Annotated in this window: 14 protein-coding genes; 6 read left to right on the forward strand and 8 right to left on the reverse strand. The window is 68.2% G+C overall.

The genetic code is table 11. The features are described from left to right. Together bioD and FOY91_RS11210 are read left to right on the forward strand one after the other, a co-directional pair. A partial coding sequence (gene bioD, locus FOY91_RS11205; RefSeq protein ID WP_145151588.1) for an ATP-dependent dethiobiotin synthetase BioD occupies positions 1-371 on the forward strand: 371 nt, incomplete at its 5' end. Beyond that, entirely contained in the window at positions 368-1618 is a 1251-nt protein-coding gene (locus tag FOY91_RS11210; protein ID WP_145151590.1) for an adenosylmethionine--8-amino-7-oxononanoate transaminase, read from the forward strand. The genes bioD and FOY91_RS11210, both read left to right, overlap by 4 nt. Here FOY91_RS11210 and FOY91_RS11215 read toward each other — a convergent pair. Beyond that, on the reverse strand, positions 1615-2283 hold the full coding sequence (locus FOY91_RS11215) for an HAD family hydrolase (protein WP_145151593.1): 669 nt from the start codon (positions 2281-2283) through the stop codon (positions 1615-1617). The two genes, FOY91_RS11210 and FOY91_RS11215, sit on opposite strands and share 4 nt — an antisense overlap. A gap of 158 nt (positions 2284-2441) precedes the next feature. Here FOY91_RS11215 and FOY91_RS11220 point away from each other — a divergent pair, with 158 nt between their 5' ends. From FOY91_RS11220 to FOY91_RS11230, 3 genes are all read left to right on the forward strand, one after another. Then, the gene (locus tag FOY91_RS11220; RefSeq protein WP_145151596.1) at positions 2442-3107 is read left to right on the forward strand and encodes a L,D-transpeptidase family protein; all 666 of its coding nucleotides are present in this window, start codon (positions 2442-2444) and stop codon (positions 3105-3107) included. Between the two features lie 87 nt (positions 3108-3194). Then, complete coding sequence (locus FOY91_RS11225; protein ID WP_145151599.1) at positions 3195-4124, forward strand: ABC transporter ATP-binding protein; 930 nt, start codon at positions 3195-3197, stop codon at positions 4122-4124. After that, on the forward strand, positions 4121-4882 hold the full coding sequence (locus FOY91_RS11230; RefSeq protein WP_145151602.1) for an ABC transporter permease: 762 nt from the start codon (positions 4121-4123) through the stop codon (positions 4880-4882). Before FOY91_RS11225 ends, FOY91_RS11230 begins: the two co-directional genes overlap by 4 nt. A 463-nt stretch (positions 4883-5345) precedes the next feature. Here FOY91_RS11230 and FOY91_RS11235 read toward each other — a convergent pair whose 3' ends face one another. From FOY91_RS11235 to FOY91_RS11250, 4 genes are all read right to left on the reverse strand, one after another. Continuing rightward, the gene (locus tag FOY91_RS11235; protein WP_145151647.1) at positions 5346-6773 is read right to left on the reverse strand and encodes an NAD(P)(+) transhydrogenase (Re/Si-specific) subunit beta; all 1428 of its coding nucleotides are present in this window, start codon (positions 6771-6773) and stop codon (positions 5346-5348) included. A gap of 85 nt (positions 6774-6858) precedes the next feature. Beyond that, positions 6859-7146 (reverse strand): NAD(P) transhydrogenase subunit alpha part 2, encoded by a 288-nt coding sequence (locus tag FOY91_RS11240; protein ID WP_145151605.1) that lies wholly within the window; start codon positions 7144-7146, stop codon positions 6859-6861. Positions 7147-7191: 45 nt separating this feature from the next. Next, complete coding sequence (locus tag FOY91_RS11245; protein ID WP_145151608.1) at positions 7192-8313, reverse strand: NAD(P) transhydrogenase subunit alpha; 1122 nt, start codon at positions 8311-8313, stop codon at positions 7192-7194. A gap of 6 nt (positions 8314-8319) precedes the next feature. Next, positions 8320-8448 carry an aa3-type cytochrome c oxidase subunit IV gene (locus FOY91_RS11250; protein WP_145151610.1) on the reverse strand — a complete coding sequence of 43 codons (129 nt, stop codon included), beginning with the start codon at positions 8446-8448 and terminating at the stop codon, positions 8320-8322. A 154-nt stretch (positions 8449-8602) separates the two neighbouring features. Here FOY91_RS11250 and FOY91_RS11255 point away from each other — a divergent pair, with 154 nt between their 5' ends. Further along, positions 8603-10021, forward strand: coding sequence for a sigma-54-dependent transcriptional regulator (locus tag FOY91_RS11255; protein ID WP_145151650.1), 1419 nt, complete (start codon positions 8603-8605; stop codon positions 10019-10021). A 44-nt stretch (positions 10022-10065) separates the two neighbouring features. Here the strand turns inward: FOY91_RS11255 and FOY91_RS11260 are convergent, their stop codons facing one another. The 3 genes from FOY91_RS11260 to FOY91_RS11270 form a co-directional block, all read right to left on the reverse strand. Then, positions 10066-12453, reverse strand: a complete 2388-nt coding sequence (locus FOY91_RS11260) for a TonB-dependent receptor (protein ID WP_238995607.1) — start codon at positions 12451-12453, stop codon at positions 10066-10068. 284 nt (positions 12454-12737) lie between these two features. Then, a complete protein-coding gene (locus tag FOY91_RS11265; protein ID WP_145151615.1) occupies positions 12738-13025 on the reverse strand; it encodes a hypothetical protein in 288 nt (95 codons plus the stop codon). 104 nt (positions 13026-13129) lie between these two features. Then, complete coding sequence (locus tag FOY91_RS11270; RefSeq protein WP_145151617.1) at positions 13130-15640, reverse strand: TonB-dependent receptor plug domain-containing protein; 2511 nt, start codon at positions 15638-15640, stop codon at positions 13130-13132. Positions 15641-15687 lie beyond the last annotated feature (47 nt).

Below are 15687 nucleotides of genomic sequence, written 5' to 3' on the forward strand. Positions count from 1 at the left end.
GCCTCGCCCTGCCCGCCCCTCCCGGCGCGCTGGTGGTGGAAGGCGCCGGCGGCGTGCTGGTGCCGGTGACGCGGCAGTTGCTGTTCGCCGACCTGTTCGCCCGCTGGCAGGCACCCGTGGTGCTGGTGGCCGGCACCGGCCTCGGCACGATCAACCACAGCCTGCTTTCGATCGAGGCGTTGCACACGCGCGGCGTACCGCTGCTCGGCATCGCCTTTTCAGGCGAGGCGAACGAGGACAATGAGGCGACGATCGCCACGATCGGCGGAGTACGCCGGCTGGGCCGCCTGCCCCGGCTCGATCCGCTGGACGCCGCCACGCTCGCCGCCGCCTTCGCCACCCGTTTCGATCCTGGGGATTTCACCGCATGACTTCGGCCGTCTGGCATCCGTTCACCCAGCACGGGCTTGGCGAGCCGATCCCGCTCGTCACCCACGGCGAGGGCGCCGTGCTGCACACGGCGGACGGGCGACGGATCGTCGATGCGATCTCGTCTTGGTGGGTGACGACGCACGGGCATCGCCACCCGCGCATCACCGCCGCCATCGCCCGACAGGCCGAGCGGCTGGACCAAGTGATCTTCGCCGGCTGGACGCACGAGCCGGCCGAGCAACTGGCCGGCGCGCTGGTGCGACTCACCGGCGGCGGGATGCCGCATGTGTTCTACTCGGATTCCGGGTCCACCGCCGTGGAGGTCGCGCTGAAGATGGCGTTGGGCTTCTGGCTCAACCGGGGGGAGCCGCGCCACCGCATCCTGACGCTGGAGCACGGCTATCATGGCGACACGATCGGCACGATGTCGGTCGGCGCGCGGGGCGTGTTCAACCGGGCCTATGCGCCGCTGCTGTTCGACGTGGAGACGCTGCCCTTCCCCGCCGGCGATGGACAGAACACGCTGGACGCGCTGGAGACGGCCTGTCGCGCGGGGCCGGCGGCGCTGATCGTAGAGCCGCTGGTACTGGGCGCGGGGGGCATGCTGTTCTACCCCGCCGCCGTGCTGGCCCGGATGCGGGCGATCTGCTCGGCCCACGGCGTGCCCTTCATCGCCGACGAGGTGATGAGCGGCTGGGGGCGCACCGGCACGCTGTTCGCCTGTGAACAGGCCGGGATCGTGCCCGACATCATGTGCGTCTCCAAAGGGCTGACCGGCGGCGTGGTGCCGCTGGCCGCGACGCTCGCCAGCGAGGCGATATATGACGCGCATCTGTCGGACGACCGCGCCACGATGCTGTTCCATTCGTCCAGCTACACCGCCAACCCGATCGCCTGCGCCGCAGCGCTCGCCAACATCGCCATCTGGGACGAGGAGCCGGTGCAGGCGCGGATCGAGACGCTGGCCGCCCGCCAGCAGGCGCGGCTGGATGCGTTGCCCGCCACCGTGCGCCATCGCCGCCGGCTGGGCACGATCGCCGCCTGTGCGCTCGGGCCGGCGGATGCGGGCTATCTCTCCGCGCTCGGCCCCGCGCTGCTCGCCTTCTTCCGCGAGCGCGACCTGCTGCTGCGCCCCCTCGGCGAGACGGTGTACGTGATGCCGCCCTATTGCATCAGCGAGGACGACCTCGACCACGTCTATGCCGCGATCGCCGAGGCGGCGGACCGCTTCGCCGGGGGGATCTAGCCCCCCGCCAGCGGCGACGCATCGATCCGGGCGAGCAGGTCCGCCACGTCGCGATAGACCGCGACCACGCCCGCCTCGCGCAGCACCTCGTCGGTGAAGCCACCGGACAGGACGCCGATGGCGCGGATGCCCGCGCGGCGGGCGGCGATGGCGTCATAGGGTGTATCGCCGATCACGATCGCCTGTTCCGCCGCCACACCGGCCGCTTCCAGCGCGGCACTGAAGATGTCCGGGTCGGGCTTCGATTTCTCGGCATCGTCCTTGCTGGTACGGTGATCGACGATCCCCTCCGCCTCGAGCAGCGCGACATAATGATCGACCTCCTCCCCGCCCGCAGACGACGCGAGCGTCGCCTTCGCCCCGAGCCGCCTCACCGCAAGCAGCAGGTCGCGTGCGCCGGGAAACGGCACCACGCGGGCCATATAGTCCGCCTTGAACAGCGTGCCGTGCCGCCCGGACAGTCGCTCCTGCGTCGCCTCGTCCACGCCCGGCAGCAGCGCCGGCACGAAATTATCGCCGCCCTTGCCGATCTGGTCGTGGATCGCCTGGCGCGGCAGCACGTGGCCCGCCTCGCGGAACACGCGGTCCCAGGCATCGATATGCAGATCGTTGCTGTTCACCAGCGTGCCGTCCAGATCGAACAGGACGGCCTTCAGTTTCACCATGGTTCACCCCTTGTCATGGCGTCCCAACGCAGGAAGACGCGGGATCGTCGCGTTAACCGCCTTCGTCGCCGATCGTCCCGCCCCGGCACGCGGTGGATCACCCCCTGTTCGCTCGCCCCGTTTCGCGGCATGACAGGCGCTGGATCGTGGAGCATGGCATGACGGGTGGATTCGGAGGAGCGGCGCTGCGGATGACGGGCCGGCTGCTCGTCGGCGGGGCGGTGCTGGCCGGCGCGACGCACATGCTCGCCCCCGTCGCACAGGCGCCCGTCGTCGCCGCGGCGCCGGCACCCCGAACCGCGCCGGCGTCCGTTCCGGCCACGCCGCCCCGCCCGATGGCCGCCGTCGCCACGGCGGTGGATGCTCCGTTCGTCGTCAAGCGCATCATGACGCTCGACGGCCCGCTGCGCCACGGGGGCTATGCGTGGGACGAGACGGGCGTGCCGCAGGGGCCGCTCGTCGTCACCGTCGATATCGCCGCCGAGGTGATCTCGGTCTTCCGCGACGGTTACGAAATCGGCACCGCCGCGATCGTCTATGGCGCGGGCAACAAACCCACCCCGCTCGGCACCTTCGCGATCAGCCAGAAGGACGCGAATCACGTCTCCAGCCTGTACGATGCGCCGATGCCGTACATGATGCGGCTGACCAGCGACGGCGTGGCCATCCACGGCAGCCTCGTCGAGTGGAACGCGGCGACGCACGGCTGCATCGGCGTGCCGACGCCGTTCGCCAAGCTGCTGTTCGGCCAGGCGAAGCTGGGCGACCGCGTCATCATCACCAACGGCAAGCGGCTGGCATTGGGGCAAGCGATCACCACCTGATCCGGGTGCCTGACCCGGGCATCTGATCCCGGCCGTCTGCCGCCAGCAAGGTGGACGCGACGTGCCCCGCCGGGCATGGTCGCGCTTATGCCCCCCATCCTCGTCCTCTCCGGCCTCTCCAAGACCTACGCCGGTGGTCATGTCGCGCTCGACTCGGTCGACCTGGAGATCCGGCGCGGCGAGATCTTCGCGCTGCTCGGCCCCAACGGCGCCGGCAAGACGACGCTGATCGGCGCCGTCTGCGGGCTCGTACGGCCCACCGGCGGCACGATCACGGTGGACGGCGTCGATGCGATCCGTGAGCCGCGACAGGTCCGCGCGCGCATCGGCCTCGTGCCGCAGGAACTGTCGACCGACATGTTCGAGCATGTCGCGCACACCGTCGGCTTCTCGCGCGGCCTGTTCGGCAAGCGGCGGGATGACGCGGTGGTCGAGCGGGTGCTGCGTTCGCTGTCGCTATGGGACAAGCGCGACGCCAAGATCATGGAGCTTTCGGGCGGCATGAAGCGCCGCGTGCTGATCGCCAAGGCGCTAGCGCACGAGCCGGACATCCTGTTCCTCGACGAGCCGACCGCCGGCGTGGACGTGGAACTGCGCCGCGACATGTGGAAGCTGATCGGCGCGCTGCGCGATTCCGGCGTCACCATCATCCTGACGACGCATTATATCGAGGAAGCCGAGGAGATGGCCGACCGCATCGGCGTGATTGACAAGGGCCGCATCATCCTCGTCGAGGAGAAGCAGACGCTGCTCGCCAAGCTGGGCCGTACCGAGGCGCGCTTCACCCTCGCCGCACCGATGACCGCGCTGCCCGCCGACCTGGCCGACTGGCCACTGGCGCTGGAAGACGACGGCGGCACGCTGCGCTACACCATCACCGCCGCCGAGACCGAGACGCGCGGGCTGGCGGCGCTGGTCCGCCGGCTGGACGCGCTGGGCGTGGATTACCGCACGCTGGATGCGCGGCGCAGTTCGCTCGAGGACATCTTCGTCGATCTGGTGGAGAAGGGCGCATGAACTGGACCGCCGTCCGCGCACTGTACATGTTCGAACTGGCGCGCACGTGGCGCACCTTGTTCCAGAGCATCCTGACGCCGGTGCTCACCACCTCGCTCTACTTCGTCGTGTTCGGTTCGGCCATCGGCAGCCGGATGGAGACGATCGGCGGGGGCAGCTATGGTGCGTTCATCATCCCCGGGCTGATGCTGCTGACGATCCTGTCGGAGAGCATCGCCAACGCCTCGTTCGGCATCTATCTGCCGCGCTTCACCGGCACGATCTACGAGTTGCTGTCAGCGCCGGTGGGGGTGGCCGAAACGCTGCTCGGCTATGTCGGCGCGGCGGCGACGAAATCGGTGATCCTTGCGCTCATCATCCTCGGCACGGCCCGCTGCTTCGTGCCGTTCGAGATCGTGCATCCGTTCTGGGCAGCGGGCTTCCTGCTGCTGATCGCGGTGAGCTTCTGCCTGTTCGGCTTCATCCTGGGGCTGTGGGCGGACGGGTTCGAGAAACTGCAGGTGGTGCCGCTGATGGTGGTGACGCCGCTGACCTTCCTCGGCGGCACCTTCTACTCGATCGACATGCTGCCCGAGCCGTGGCGCACGATCACCCTGTTCAACCCGATCGTATACCTCGTCAGCGGCCTGCGGTGGGCCTTTTACGGCACGGCCGACATCAACATCGCGGTAAGCGCGGGGCTGACGCTGGCGTTCATGGCGGCGTGCATCGTGGCGATCGCCTGGATCTTCCGCACCGGCTATCGCCTGCGGACCTGAGCGGGCGGTAGCGCCTGTTCGGCCTGGTAGCGCTCGGCCTCTTCTCTGGCGGCATGCTTGCGTATGGCCCGACGACCGGTACGATGCCCGGGGGATCCTATGGCGCTCGGCGTTCCGAAAGCCCGAAGGTCTTCCGGTTGTACGGGACCATCTGGGCTTCTCTCGCCATCATCTGCCTGATCGGTGTGTCGAGAGCGATTTGATTTCGCACGGCTCTCCTCCTTGGCGTCACCCCGGCACACGCTGGACTCTCCGGGATCGGAGGTTCCGCACTCCTCACGAGAACCCAGCGTGCGCTGGGACGACGGAGTTGGGGGCAGGACGGCGATGGTCAGAGGTTGCGCTGCGTGCCTTAGGACCACCGCCTGCCTGCATCGTCATCGCCGCCCCGGCTGCAAGGGCCATGAAAAAAGGCCCGCGAGTCGCCTCGCGAGCCTCTTGTCGTCGTTCGGCACGTCCGGCCTCAGTGCGCGATGGCCTTGACGATATCGTCGACCATCTTCTTCGCGTCGGCCAGCAACATCATCGTGTTGTCCATGTAGAACACATCGTTGTCGACGCCGGCATAGCCCACGCCGCCCATCGAACGCTTGATGAACAGCACCGTCTTGGCCTTTTCCACGTCCAGCACGGGCATGCCGTAGATCGGCGAGGTCTTGTCGGTCTTGGCGGCCGGGTTGGTCACGTCGTTGGCGCCGATCACGAAGGCCACGTCGGTCTGCGCGAACTCGCCGTTGATGTCCTCCAGCTCGAACACCTCGTCATAGGGCACGTTGGCCTCGGCCAGCAGCACGTTCATGTGGCCGGGCATGCGGCCGGCGACGGGGTGGATGGCGTATTTCACCTTCACCCCCTCCTTCTTGAGGAGGTCGCCCATCTCGCGCAGCGCGTGTTGCGCCTGCGCCACCGCCATGCCGTAACCCGGCACGATGATGACCTGTTCGGCCTGCTTCATCAGGAACGCGGCGTCCTCGGCCGATCCGCGCTTCCACGGCCGGTCGACGGCGCTGCCGCCCCCGGCGCTTGCCGTATCGCCGCCGAAGCCGCCGGCGATCACCGAGATGAAACTGCGGTTCATCGCCTTGCACATGATGTAGCTGAGGATCGCGCCCGACGAACCCACCAGCGCGCCGGTGATGATCATCGCCGAGTTGTGCAGGGTGAAGCCCATCGCGGCCGCGGCCCAGCCCGAATAGCTGTTCAGCATCGAGACGACGACGGGCATGTCCGCCCCGCCGATCGGGATGATGAGCAGGAAGCCGATGACGAACGACAGCGCGGTGATGACGAAGAACACCGTCGGGCTCTGATCAGTCAGGAAGTAGGCGACCAGCCCGAGGATGGCGGCCAGCAGGCCGATGTTGATGACGTGCCGGCCCGGCAGCATGATCGGCTTGCCGCCCATGTTGCCGTTGAGCTTGAGGAAGGCGATGACCGACCCCGAGAAGGTGATCGCGCCGATCGCGACGCCAAGGCCCATCTCGATCCGGCTGACGCGCAGGATCTCGCCGGTGGCGGGATCGAGGATGCCGAACGCCGCCGGGTTCAGATAGGCGGCCACCGCCACCAGCACGGCGGCCATGCCGACGAGCGAGTGGAAGGCGGCAACGAGCTGCGGCATGTCCGTCATGGCGATGCGCTTGGCGGTGACGAAGCCGATCGCGCCGCCGATGGCGATGGCGATGGCGATTTCGATCAGGCCGGTGCCGTGCAGGATCAGAGTCGTCACGACGGCGATCAGCATGCCGATCATGCCGAAGCGATTGCCCCGCCGCGAGCTGGTGGGGCTGGAAAGCCCGCGCAGCGCAAGGATGAAAAGCACGCCCGAGATGAGGTAGGCGAGGCCCGCCCAACTCGGCACGGACAGATGTTCGGCGACCGCGGGCGCCATGCCCACCGGCATCGCGTCGGTGGCGTGTTCGTAATTCATCGGTTCAGTCCCCCCGGCCGACGGGCGTCAAGGTGAGCCATGCGGCTCAACCCTTGCGCTCCTTCTTCTTGTACATGGCGAGCATCCGCTCGGTGACGGCGAAACCGCCGAAGATGTTCACGCTGGCGAACACGACGGCGATCAGCCCGAGATATTTCGACGTGGCCGAACCCGGTGCCGCCGAGGCGATCAGCGCGCCGACGATGATGACCGACGAGATCGCGTTCGTCACCGCCATCAGCGGCGTGTGGAGTGCCGGCGTGACCGACCAGACGACGTAGAAGCCGATGAAGCAGGCCAATACGAAGATCGACAGGATCGATATGAAGTCCATGTGCCCGCCCCTAGTGATTATGTTCGTTGTCGCGCGTCGCGCGGATCATCCCAGCAGCCGCGCGTTGACGACCTTGCCACCCTGCGTCAGCCGCACAGCGTCGCCGATTTCGGCGTCGAGCACGGGACCGCCCTTTTCCTTGTCCCAGAAGGCGGACAGGAAGTTGAACAGGTTGCGCGAGAACAGCGCCGAGGCATCCGCCGCCAGCCGCGAGGCGACGTTGCGATGGCCGACGATCTTGACGCCATGGCGCTCGACCACCTCGCCGGCGACCGCGCCCTCCACGTTGCCGCCGCTCTCGACCGCCAGATCGACGATCACCGAGCCCGGCCGCATCGAGGCGATCTGCGCATCCGAGATCAGGCGCGGCGCGGGCCGGCCCGGGATCAGCGCCGTGGTGATGACGATATCCTGCTTGGCGATGTGCGACGACACCAGCTCGGCCTGCGCCTTCTGGTAATCCTCCGACATCTCGGTGGCGTAGCCGCCCGAACCCTCGCCCTCGATGCCCTTCACATTCTCCACGAAGATCGGCTTGGCGCCGAGCGACTGGATCTGCTCCTTGGTGGCGGAGCGGACGTCGGTGGCGGACACCTGCGCGCCCAGCCGGCGCGCCGTGGCGATCGCCTGGAGGCCGGCGACGCCGACGCCCATCACGAACACGCGCGCGGCCGACACCGTGCCCGCCGCCGTCATCATCATCGGAAAGGCGCGGCCATACTCTCCGGCCGCGTCCAGCACCGCCTTGTAGCCCGACAAGTTCGACTGCGACGACAGGATGTCCATCGACTGCGCGCGGGTGATGCGCGGCATGAACTCCATCGCCAGCGCCTCGATCCCGGCAGCGGCATAGCCATCCACGCGGGCGCGATCACCGAAGGGATTGAGCCCCGCCGCCAGCCATGCCCCCGGCTTGGCACCGGACAGCGAATCGGGGTCCGGCCCCTGCACGCCGAAGATGATGTCCGCGCCCGCCAGCGTGGCGGCGCGATCGCCTACCGTGGCGCCGGCATCGCGATAGGCCTGATCGGCGATCGACGCGGTCTCGCCGGCGCCCGCCTCCACGGCCATCGTGGCGCCGAGGCCGATGAATTTCTTGACCGTCTCCGGCGTGGCAGAAACGCGACGCTCGCCCGGCGTCATCTCCTTGAGGACTGCGATCTTCACGGCCGGTCAGTTCGCGATCAGGAGGACGACGATGGCAGCGACGACGACCGAAACCGCCGTACCGACCTTCAGGAGCGTGATGAAGCCCGAGTAGGTGCCCTCGTGAGCCTTCAGCTCCATCTTGTTTCCGGCCATGTCCGATCCCCTCTTAACGCAATTATCGAGTCCTCTAGCCTCACCCCGGCAATGCCTCAAGTAGCGATGGCCGCATTTGTCCTATGTGATTTAATCGTGCTTTTACCGGCGGGGGCTAGAGAAGCTGTGCCGAAAGGGTACATTCGGGGGAATGATGGCACGCGACGTAACACGGACCTTGCTGCTGATCGATGCCGAGCCGGCGCAGGTCAGGCTCGTCGGCGCGATCGCCACACGGGCCGGCTGGCGCACGGTGACGGCCGGCGACGTCGAGGCGGCGCTCTCCCTGCTTGCGCGCAAGGGCGGGCGGATCGATGCGATGCTGCTCGATTCGACCGCGCCCGGCGGCGCGAAGCCCGAGATCGTCTCCGCCCTGCGCGATGCCGCGCCGGTGCTGCCGATCCTGCTGCTGGCCGCTTCTTCCGCGGTATCCGGCGTGGTGGAAGCGATGCGCGCGGGGGCGACCGACTATCTGGTCAAGCCGATCGCGGGGGACCGGCTGGTCGCCGCGCTGGATGCGGCGACGGACCGGCGGGCCAGCAGCGGCGAACTGCGCCCGCTCACCGAGAAGATCAGCCGCAGCCTCGCCTTCGACGAGATCGTCGGCTCCACCCCCGATTTCCGCTCCGCGCTGGCGATCGCCGCCAAGGCCGCGCGTGCCCGCGTGCCGTTGCTGATCGAGGGCGAGAGCGGCGTCGGCAAGGAGGTGATCGCCCGCGCGATCCATGCCGCCAGCCCCCGCGCGCGCAAGCCGCTGGTGGTGGTCGATTGCGCCGCCATCGCCGCCAATCTGATCGAATCCGAACTGTTCGGGCACGAGAAGGGCGCATTCACCGGCGCGTTCGATCGCTACGTGGGCAAGGTACAGGATGCCGACGGCGGCACCCTGCTGCTGGACGAGGTGGGCGCGCTGCCGGCCGATGCGCAGGTAAAGCTGCTGCGGCTGCTCGAATCCGGCGAGTATCAGGCGCTCGGCAGCCGCGCGACCCGGCAGGTGGACGTGCGCGTGATCGTGGCGACCAACCACGGCCTGCTGGAGGAGGTGACCGCCGGGCGCTTCCGCGAGGACCTGTATTATCGCATCGCGGTGGTGCAGGTCGCCATCCCCCCGCTGCGGCGGCGGCTGGCGGACGTGCCGGCGCTGGCCCGCCACCTGCTCGCGCGGATCGCGCAGCAGCCGGGGATGCGCAGTCTCGGCATCACCGACGAGGCGCTGCACGTGCTGATGGCCTATGGCTGGCCCGGCAACGTGCGCCAGTTGCAGACCGCGCTGTTCCGCGCCGCCATCCTGTGCGAGGGCGACGCGCTGACCGCCGTCGATTTCCCCCACATCGCCCGCCAGTCCCCCGGCACCGCCGAACGGGGCCGCGAGACGATGGCCACCGGGGCGGGCATCACCCTGTTCGAGCCGAACGGCCACATGCGCTCGCTGGAGGCGATCGAGGCGGACGTCATCCGCCTCGCCATCGGCCACTATCGCGGGCGCATGACGGAGGTGGCGCGCCGGCTCGGCATCGGTCGCTCCACACTCTACCGCAAGCTGGGCGAACTGGGCATCGACAACGCCGCCTGAGCCGCGCTGCCCGGGCCGGCACGCGCCGGCCGGGTGGCCCGGACTCAGAAGCGGTACGATGCCTCGGCGCCGAACTCCTGTGGGCGGCCGGGGGTGAAGCGATCGATGCCGAAGCCGCCGAAGTAGCCGGTACGGGCAAGCTGCGTCACCTTGTCGAACACGTTGGTGCCATACACCCCGATCCGCCACGCCCCGTCCACCTGCGGCTGGTAATCGAGCCGGAAGCCGACGAGCGCGTAGGCCGGCAGCCGGCACACGTAATCCGCGCCGGACTGGCAGGCGGGCTTTTTGCCCACGCCGCGCACGTCCACCGTCGGCGTCAGCCGGCCGTCCGCACCGACATGGAAATCGTAGGAGGCGGCCGCGCTGTAGGTGTATTTCGGCGCGGAGTTGACCGGCGTGTCCTTCGTCAGCGTCACCGCGTTGGGGCGGATATTGTCGTAGCCCTGGGTCAGGTACGACACGTTGCCGCGCAGCGTGAGGTCGGTCACCGGGCGCAGCACGAACTCGCCCTCGAACCCGGCCTCGTGCGCGGAAGCGGCGCTCTGCACCTGGCGGGTGGAGATGTTGCCGATCAGCACGTTCACCGTCGCCTGGATATCGGTATACTTCTGGTAGAAACCGGACAGGTTGATGACGGCGCGCCGGTCGAACAGGTCCAGCTTGATGCCGCCCTCATAGGACCACAGCTTCTCCGGATCGTAGGACGAAGGGAAGCGCCTGTCTGCCGGCTGCGACCCGAGCTGCTGGTTGAACCCGCCCGAGTTGTAGCCGTGCGCCGCCGAGACGTAGGTGAACACCTGATCGGACCAGCGATAGGAAAGCTGTGCCTTGGGATCGAAGCCGTCCCAATGGTCGCGCCCGGTGGCGGTGAACGGCGCGCCGCCGCAATTGGCGATACCGCCGAGGAAGTCCCCGGTGAAATAGCCGCACTGGGTGGGCACGCCGTTGGAGAGGAACGTGTTGGTGCGGCCGGCGAAGAAGACGTAGCTCTCGCCCTGCTTCTTGTCATAGGTGTAGCGCCCGCCGAGCGTCAGCTCCAGCTTCGGCGTGACCTTGTACGAGGCCTGCGCGAAGGCGGCATAGCTGCGGTACTTCAGCGAGGAATCGTAGACGTAGCCGAGCGGATCGATCCAGTCCGGGCCGGTATCCTGCAGGAAATCGGTCTTCTGGTTGAAGTAGAACAGCCCGGCGAGGAAAGTCAGGCGATCGTCCAGCACGGTGCCGCCGATCGTCAGCTCCTGCGTGAACTGGGTGCTGCGGGTATCGTCATATTCGGCATAGATGTCGTTCGGCGCATAGCTGACCGGCGTATAGAATTTCGCGTGCGAGCGGCGATAGGCGGTGACCGAGTGGAGCGCGATGTCGTCGCTCAGATCATAGCTGATCCGGCCGTTGAGCGTGGTGGCGTCGGTATCGTTGAACGGCCGCTTCCCGGCATAGCGCCCCAGCCCGGCGTCGCCGCCGCGCGCGCGGTCGGTGACGGCGGCGCTGGTCGGCGCGAGCAGGGTGGCGCCGCCATAGACGGTGTAATCCTTCCCCAGCACCGGGAAGGCGGTGCAGTAGGGCGTGGCGTGCAGCGCATCATAGTTGCGGATATAGCCGGCGGTGGGCAAGCACCCGACCGGGATGGTCGCGCCGCCATCGGTGCTGGAGCGGTTGTATTCGCCGAGCACATCGATCGTCAGCGGCCCGCGATCGACGCGAAACTGCAGCCGGCCGGACTGGTTGTTGATGTTGCCGCTGCGATCGTCGTCCAGCAGATGCTTGATATAGCCCTTCACGCTCTGCGTGCGGAAGCTGGCGCGCGCGGCGATGCCGTCGGACAGGGGCACGTTCAGCGCGCCTTCGGTATCGATCCGGTCGTAGCTGCCGCCCCGCACCTGCGCGTAGCCGCCGAAATCATCGGTCGGCCGCTGCGTGGTGAGCAGGATCGCACCCGCCGTGGTGTTCTTGCCGAACAGCGTCCCCTGCGGCCCCTTCAGCACCTGCAAGGAGGCGATGTCGTAGAAATAGAGGTCGTTGCCCTCCTGCCGGCTGACGTACATCTCATCGACGTAGAAGCCGGCCTTGGTGTCGGAGTTCACCTGGTTGAAGGTCTGGCCGATGCCGCGGATGGTGAAGCTGGTGCCGCCCGACAGCAGGGGCACGAGTTCGAGGTTGGAGACGGCACCGCGCAGATCCTGGAAGTTGCGGATGCTCTGCTGCACTAGGTTGTCGCCGGACAGCACCGTGGCGGATACCGGGGTGGTGAGCAGGCTCTCCTCCCGCCGGCGCGCGGTGACGGTGATCTCGCCGATCTCGCCGGCGGCGGTCGTATCGGCCGCCGCGACCTGCACGGGCGCCTGCGCCTCGGCCCGCGCCGCCGTCGCCGCACCGCCGAGCACCATCGCCATCACTGCGTGCGATACCGTAATCCGAACTGCTGCCATCATCGCCCCCATGGGCGCCGAACGGCACCCGATGAGACGGCCCCCCGCCGTCCTCGACGGTTTCTCTAGCAACATGGCAGAGATTGGGGAGACATGTTTTGTTGGCGTTGGCGAAGATCGCGTGTCGCGGCGGGACAAAGCCTTGAGGAGAAGCGGAGTCGGGCGGGTCGCGATACCCGGCTCCGCTTCCCGCCGCAGCCTAGCCCTGCCGACGATCCAGCCAATCGCGGCAAGACGAAGCTGACAGCTGACGCGACCAAACCATCACGCCGCAGGCTGTCGGATCAGCGGCACACCCGCACGCGACGGCCATGGCGCCATTCGGACCGGCAATGCGGCTGACGATAGGCATGGCCGCGGCCATAGGCGCGACCGTTCCGCCAGCCGCGGCGATCGCGGTTCCAGCGCCGGTCGTGCCGGTCGTGTCGTTCAAGGCGGCGGTGATCCGGGCCACGCTCGTAACGGGCTTCGTGCCAGCCGGCGACGGTGGGTGCCTGTGCCTGCGCCACGGTCGCCGTGCCGAAACTGGCGAGCAGCAGGCCGGCGGCAACGGCTAGTCCTGACAGCTTCATGTCTTTTCTCCCGACGCCCGGAATAGGGCATCCGATGGGGCTAGGCGCGCCGATGCCAATGGCGGCTGAACGCGTTCGTCAGCCGCCGTACAGCTTTGCCCCCGTCAGATCCGCAACGAGGCACGCGCGTAGTAGAAGCCGCCGCTCAGCCCGAACGGCGCGAAGTTGCCGTAACCGCCGGAGCCGTCGGCGGCGATCAGGCCGTTCTTCGCCGGGTAGCTGTCGAACAGGTTGTTCGCGCCGACCGACAGCGTCACCCGCTCGCTCAGATCATAGCCCACGTCGAGATCGGCGATCCACTTCGCGCCGAAGCGGCGGTCGCTGGCGGCGACGTTGCTCGATTCCACGTAGCTGCCGTAGCGCGTGGCGCGGGCCAGCACATGCAGGCGGTCGAGGCTCCAGTCGTTCGTCAGCACCACCTTGGTGCGGGGCGTGGCGGCGACGAGATCGCGCTGCGCCTGCCGGCCGAACAGCGTGACGTTGAGCGAGGCGAGCTGCGCCGGGTTGGCGATGACCTTGAGGATCGTCGTCTTGTTGTAGCTGTAGGCCGCATTCAGGCGGAAGGTGCCGAGGCTGCCGGTGCGCCACACATATTCGGCCACCGCATCCACCCCGCGCGTGCGCGTGTCGATCGCGTTGGTGAAGAACTGCGCGCTGTCCACCCCGGTCACGCCGTTGGCGCGCAGGATCGTGGCGACCGCGCCGCCGCCGTTGGCGCTGGTGCCGAGGAACTCGGTCTTCACGATGCGGTCGTCCACCCGGATCTGGTAGGCGTCCACCGTCAGCCGAACGCCACCGCGCTCGAAAGTGACGCCGGCGGTGTAGTTGAGCGACTTCTCCGGCGTCAGCGGCTTCGCCCCCAGCGCCAGCGCCGCCTGGCTGTCGACCGGCAGGAACTTGGACGTGGTGGAGGTGCGCGTGGCGCCGATCAGCGTGACGGTGTTCTGCGTGGTGGAAAAGGCGGTCTGCGCCAGCGAGGGCGCGCGGAAGCCGGTGTTGACGCCGCCGCGCAGCGCAAGGCCGGGCGCGATCTCGTAGCGGGTGGAGAACTTGCCGCTGACGGTATCGCCCGCGCTGTCGTCATAATGCTCCACCCGGCCCGCCACGCCGACGAACCACGGCGCGGTGATGCTGGTGGAAAGATCGACATAGGCCGCGAAATTGTTGCGCGTGATCGAGGAGGCATCGGCCGGCGACGTGCCGGTGAACGACACCAGCCCCGGCGAGGGCGAACGCCCGCCGTAGGCGAGGCCGAACGGCGTGCCATCGCGCGGGATCACGTAGCCGCCGTCGCGATAGCTGTCCGGCTCGCCCGCGATGTTGCGGAACCGCTCCCACCGATGCTCCAGCCCGACCGCGACGGCGAGCGGCTCGGCCAGGCCGATATCGTATTTGCGATCGAGATCGAGGTTGTTGACCCACAGGTCCTGGATCTGCTTGCCCATGAAGAAGCGCGTCTTGCTGGTCGGCCCGAGCGAGGGGTTGAGCGTATTGTCCGCCCCCAGCCGGACATGATCCTGCCCGTAGCCGGACGACAGGTCGAACCTCCAGTCGCCTAGATCGCCCTTCAGCCCCAGCGCGGACTGGAAATCCCATTCGCTGATCCGGCGATAGGCCTGGAAGCCGGCCGGATAGATCTGCGGCAGCGACGTGAGCCCCTGCGTGTTCACCGCCCCGCCGAAGCCGGTCTGCGCCGGAAAAACCGATCCCCGCGCATCGCGGATGTTGCGGTAGCTGAGCGTGGAGAAGCTGTAGAGTTGCACCCCCTCGCCCACCGGCAACGCGGCGTTGAGCGAGCCGTTGACGATCGTGTCGCGGTTGGAGCGACCATAGCCGCCGGCGATCAGGTGATCGACCGCCCCCTCGCGCGGATCGGGCGCGCCGTTCACCGGCAGGAAGATGCCGGGCACCGGCTCGCCCGAACTGCGCGCCCGATCGTGATATTTAGCCTCCAGCGCGAACCGCACGAAGCCGCCGTCGCCCAGCCGCGTGCCGTAGCCGATCTGCTGCTGGAGCAGCTCGCCGCCCTTTTCGTACAGCTGCCCGGCGGTGGTGCTCAGCTCGCCGCCTTCGGGCGCATCGTCGAGGATGATGTTGATGACGCCGGAGATCGCATCCGAGCCATATTGCGCGGCAGCGCCGTCGCGCAGCACCTCGATGCGGCCGACCGCGTTGGTGGGGATCAGGTCGATATCCACCGGGGTGGAGCCGCCGGACACGCGCGACAGATTGTTGATGAGCGAGGTGGTGTGGCGACGCTTGCCGTTGACCAGCACGAGCAGATAGTCGCCCGACAGCCCCCGGATCGAGATCGGCCGCACGCTGGCCGAGGTGCCGCCGCCGCCGAGCGCGGGCATGGTGAGCGAGGGCACGATGTTGCCGAGCACCTCCTTCAGCCCGGTGCGGCCGGTGGCCTTCAGCTCCTGCGGGCTGATGACGTCGATCGGCACCGGACTGTCCGCCACGGTGCGGCCGGTGCCGCCGCGCGCGCCGGTGACGACGATCGTTTCGGCATCCGCCGAGGCCGCGTCGGCCAGCGGGGCCTCGGCCAAGGCGGCGTGGAGCGGGGTAGCCAGCGCGCCGAGGGCGGCGCCAGCGAGGAGCAACGTCTTCATTTCGAGTCCCTTTGTCAGTCGAGCGCGGGCCACCGCTCCCCGGGTCG

The sequence above is a fragment of the Alterirhizorhabdus solaris genome (assembly GCF_007785815.1).
GTDB classification, from domain to species: Bacteria; Pseudomonadota; Alphaproteobacteria; order Sphingomonadales; family Sphingomonadaceae; genus Alterirhizorhabdus; species Alterirhizorhabdus solaris.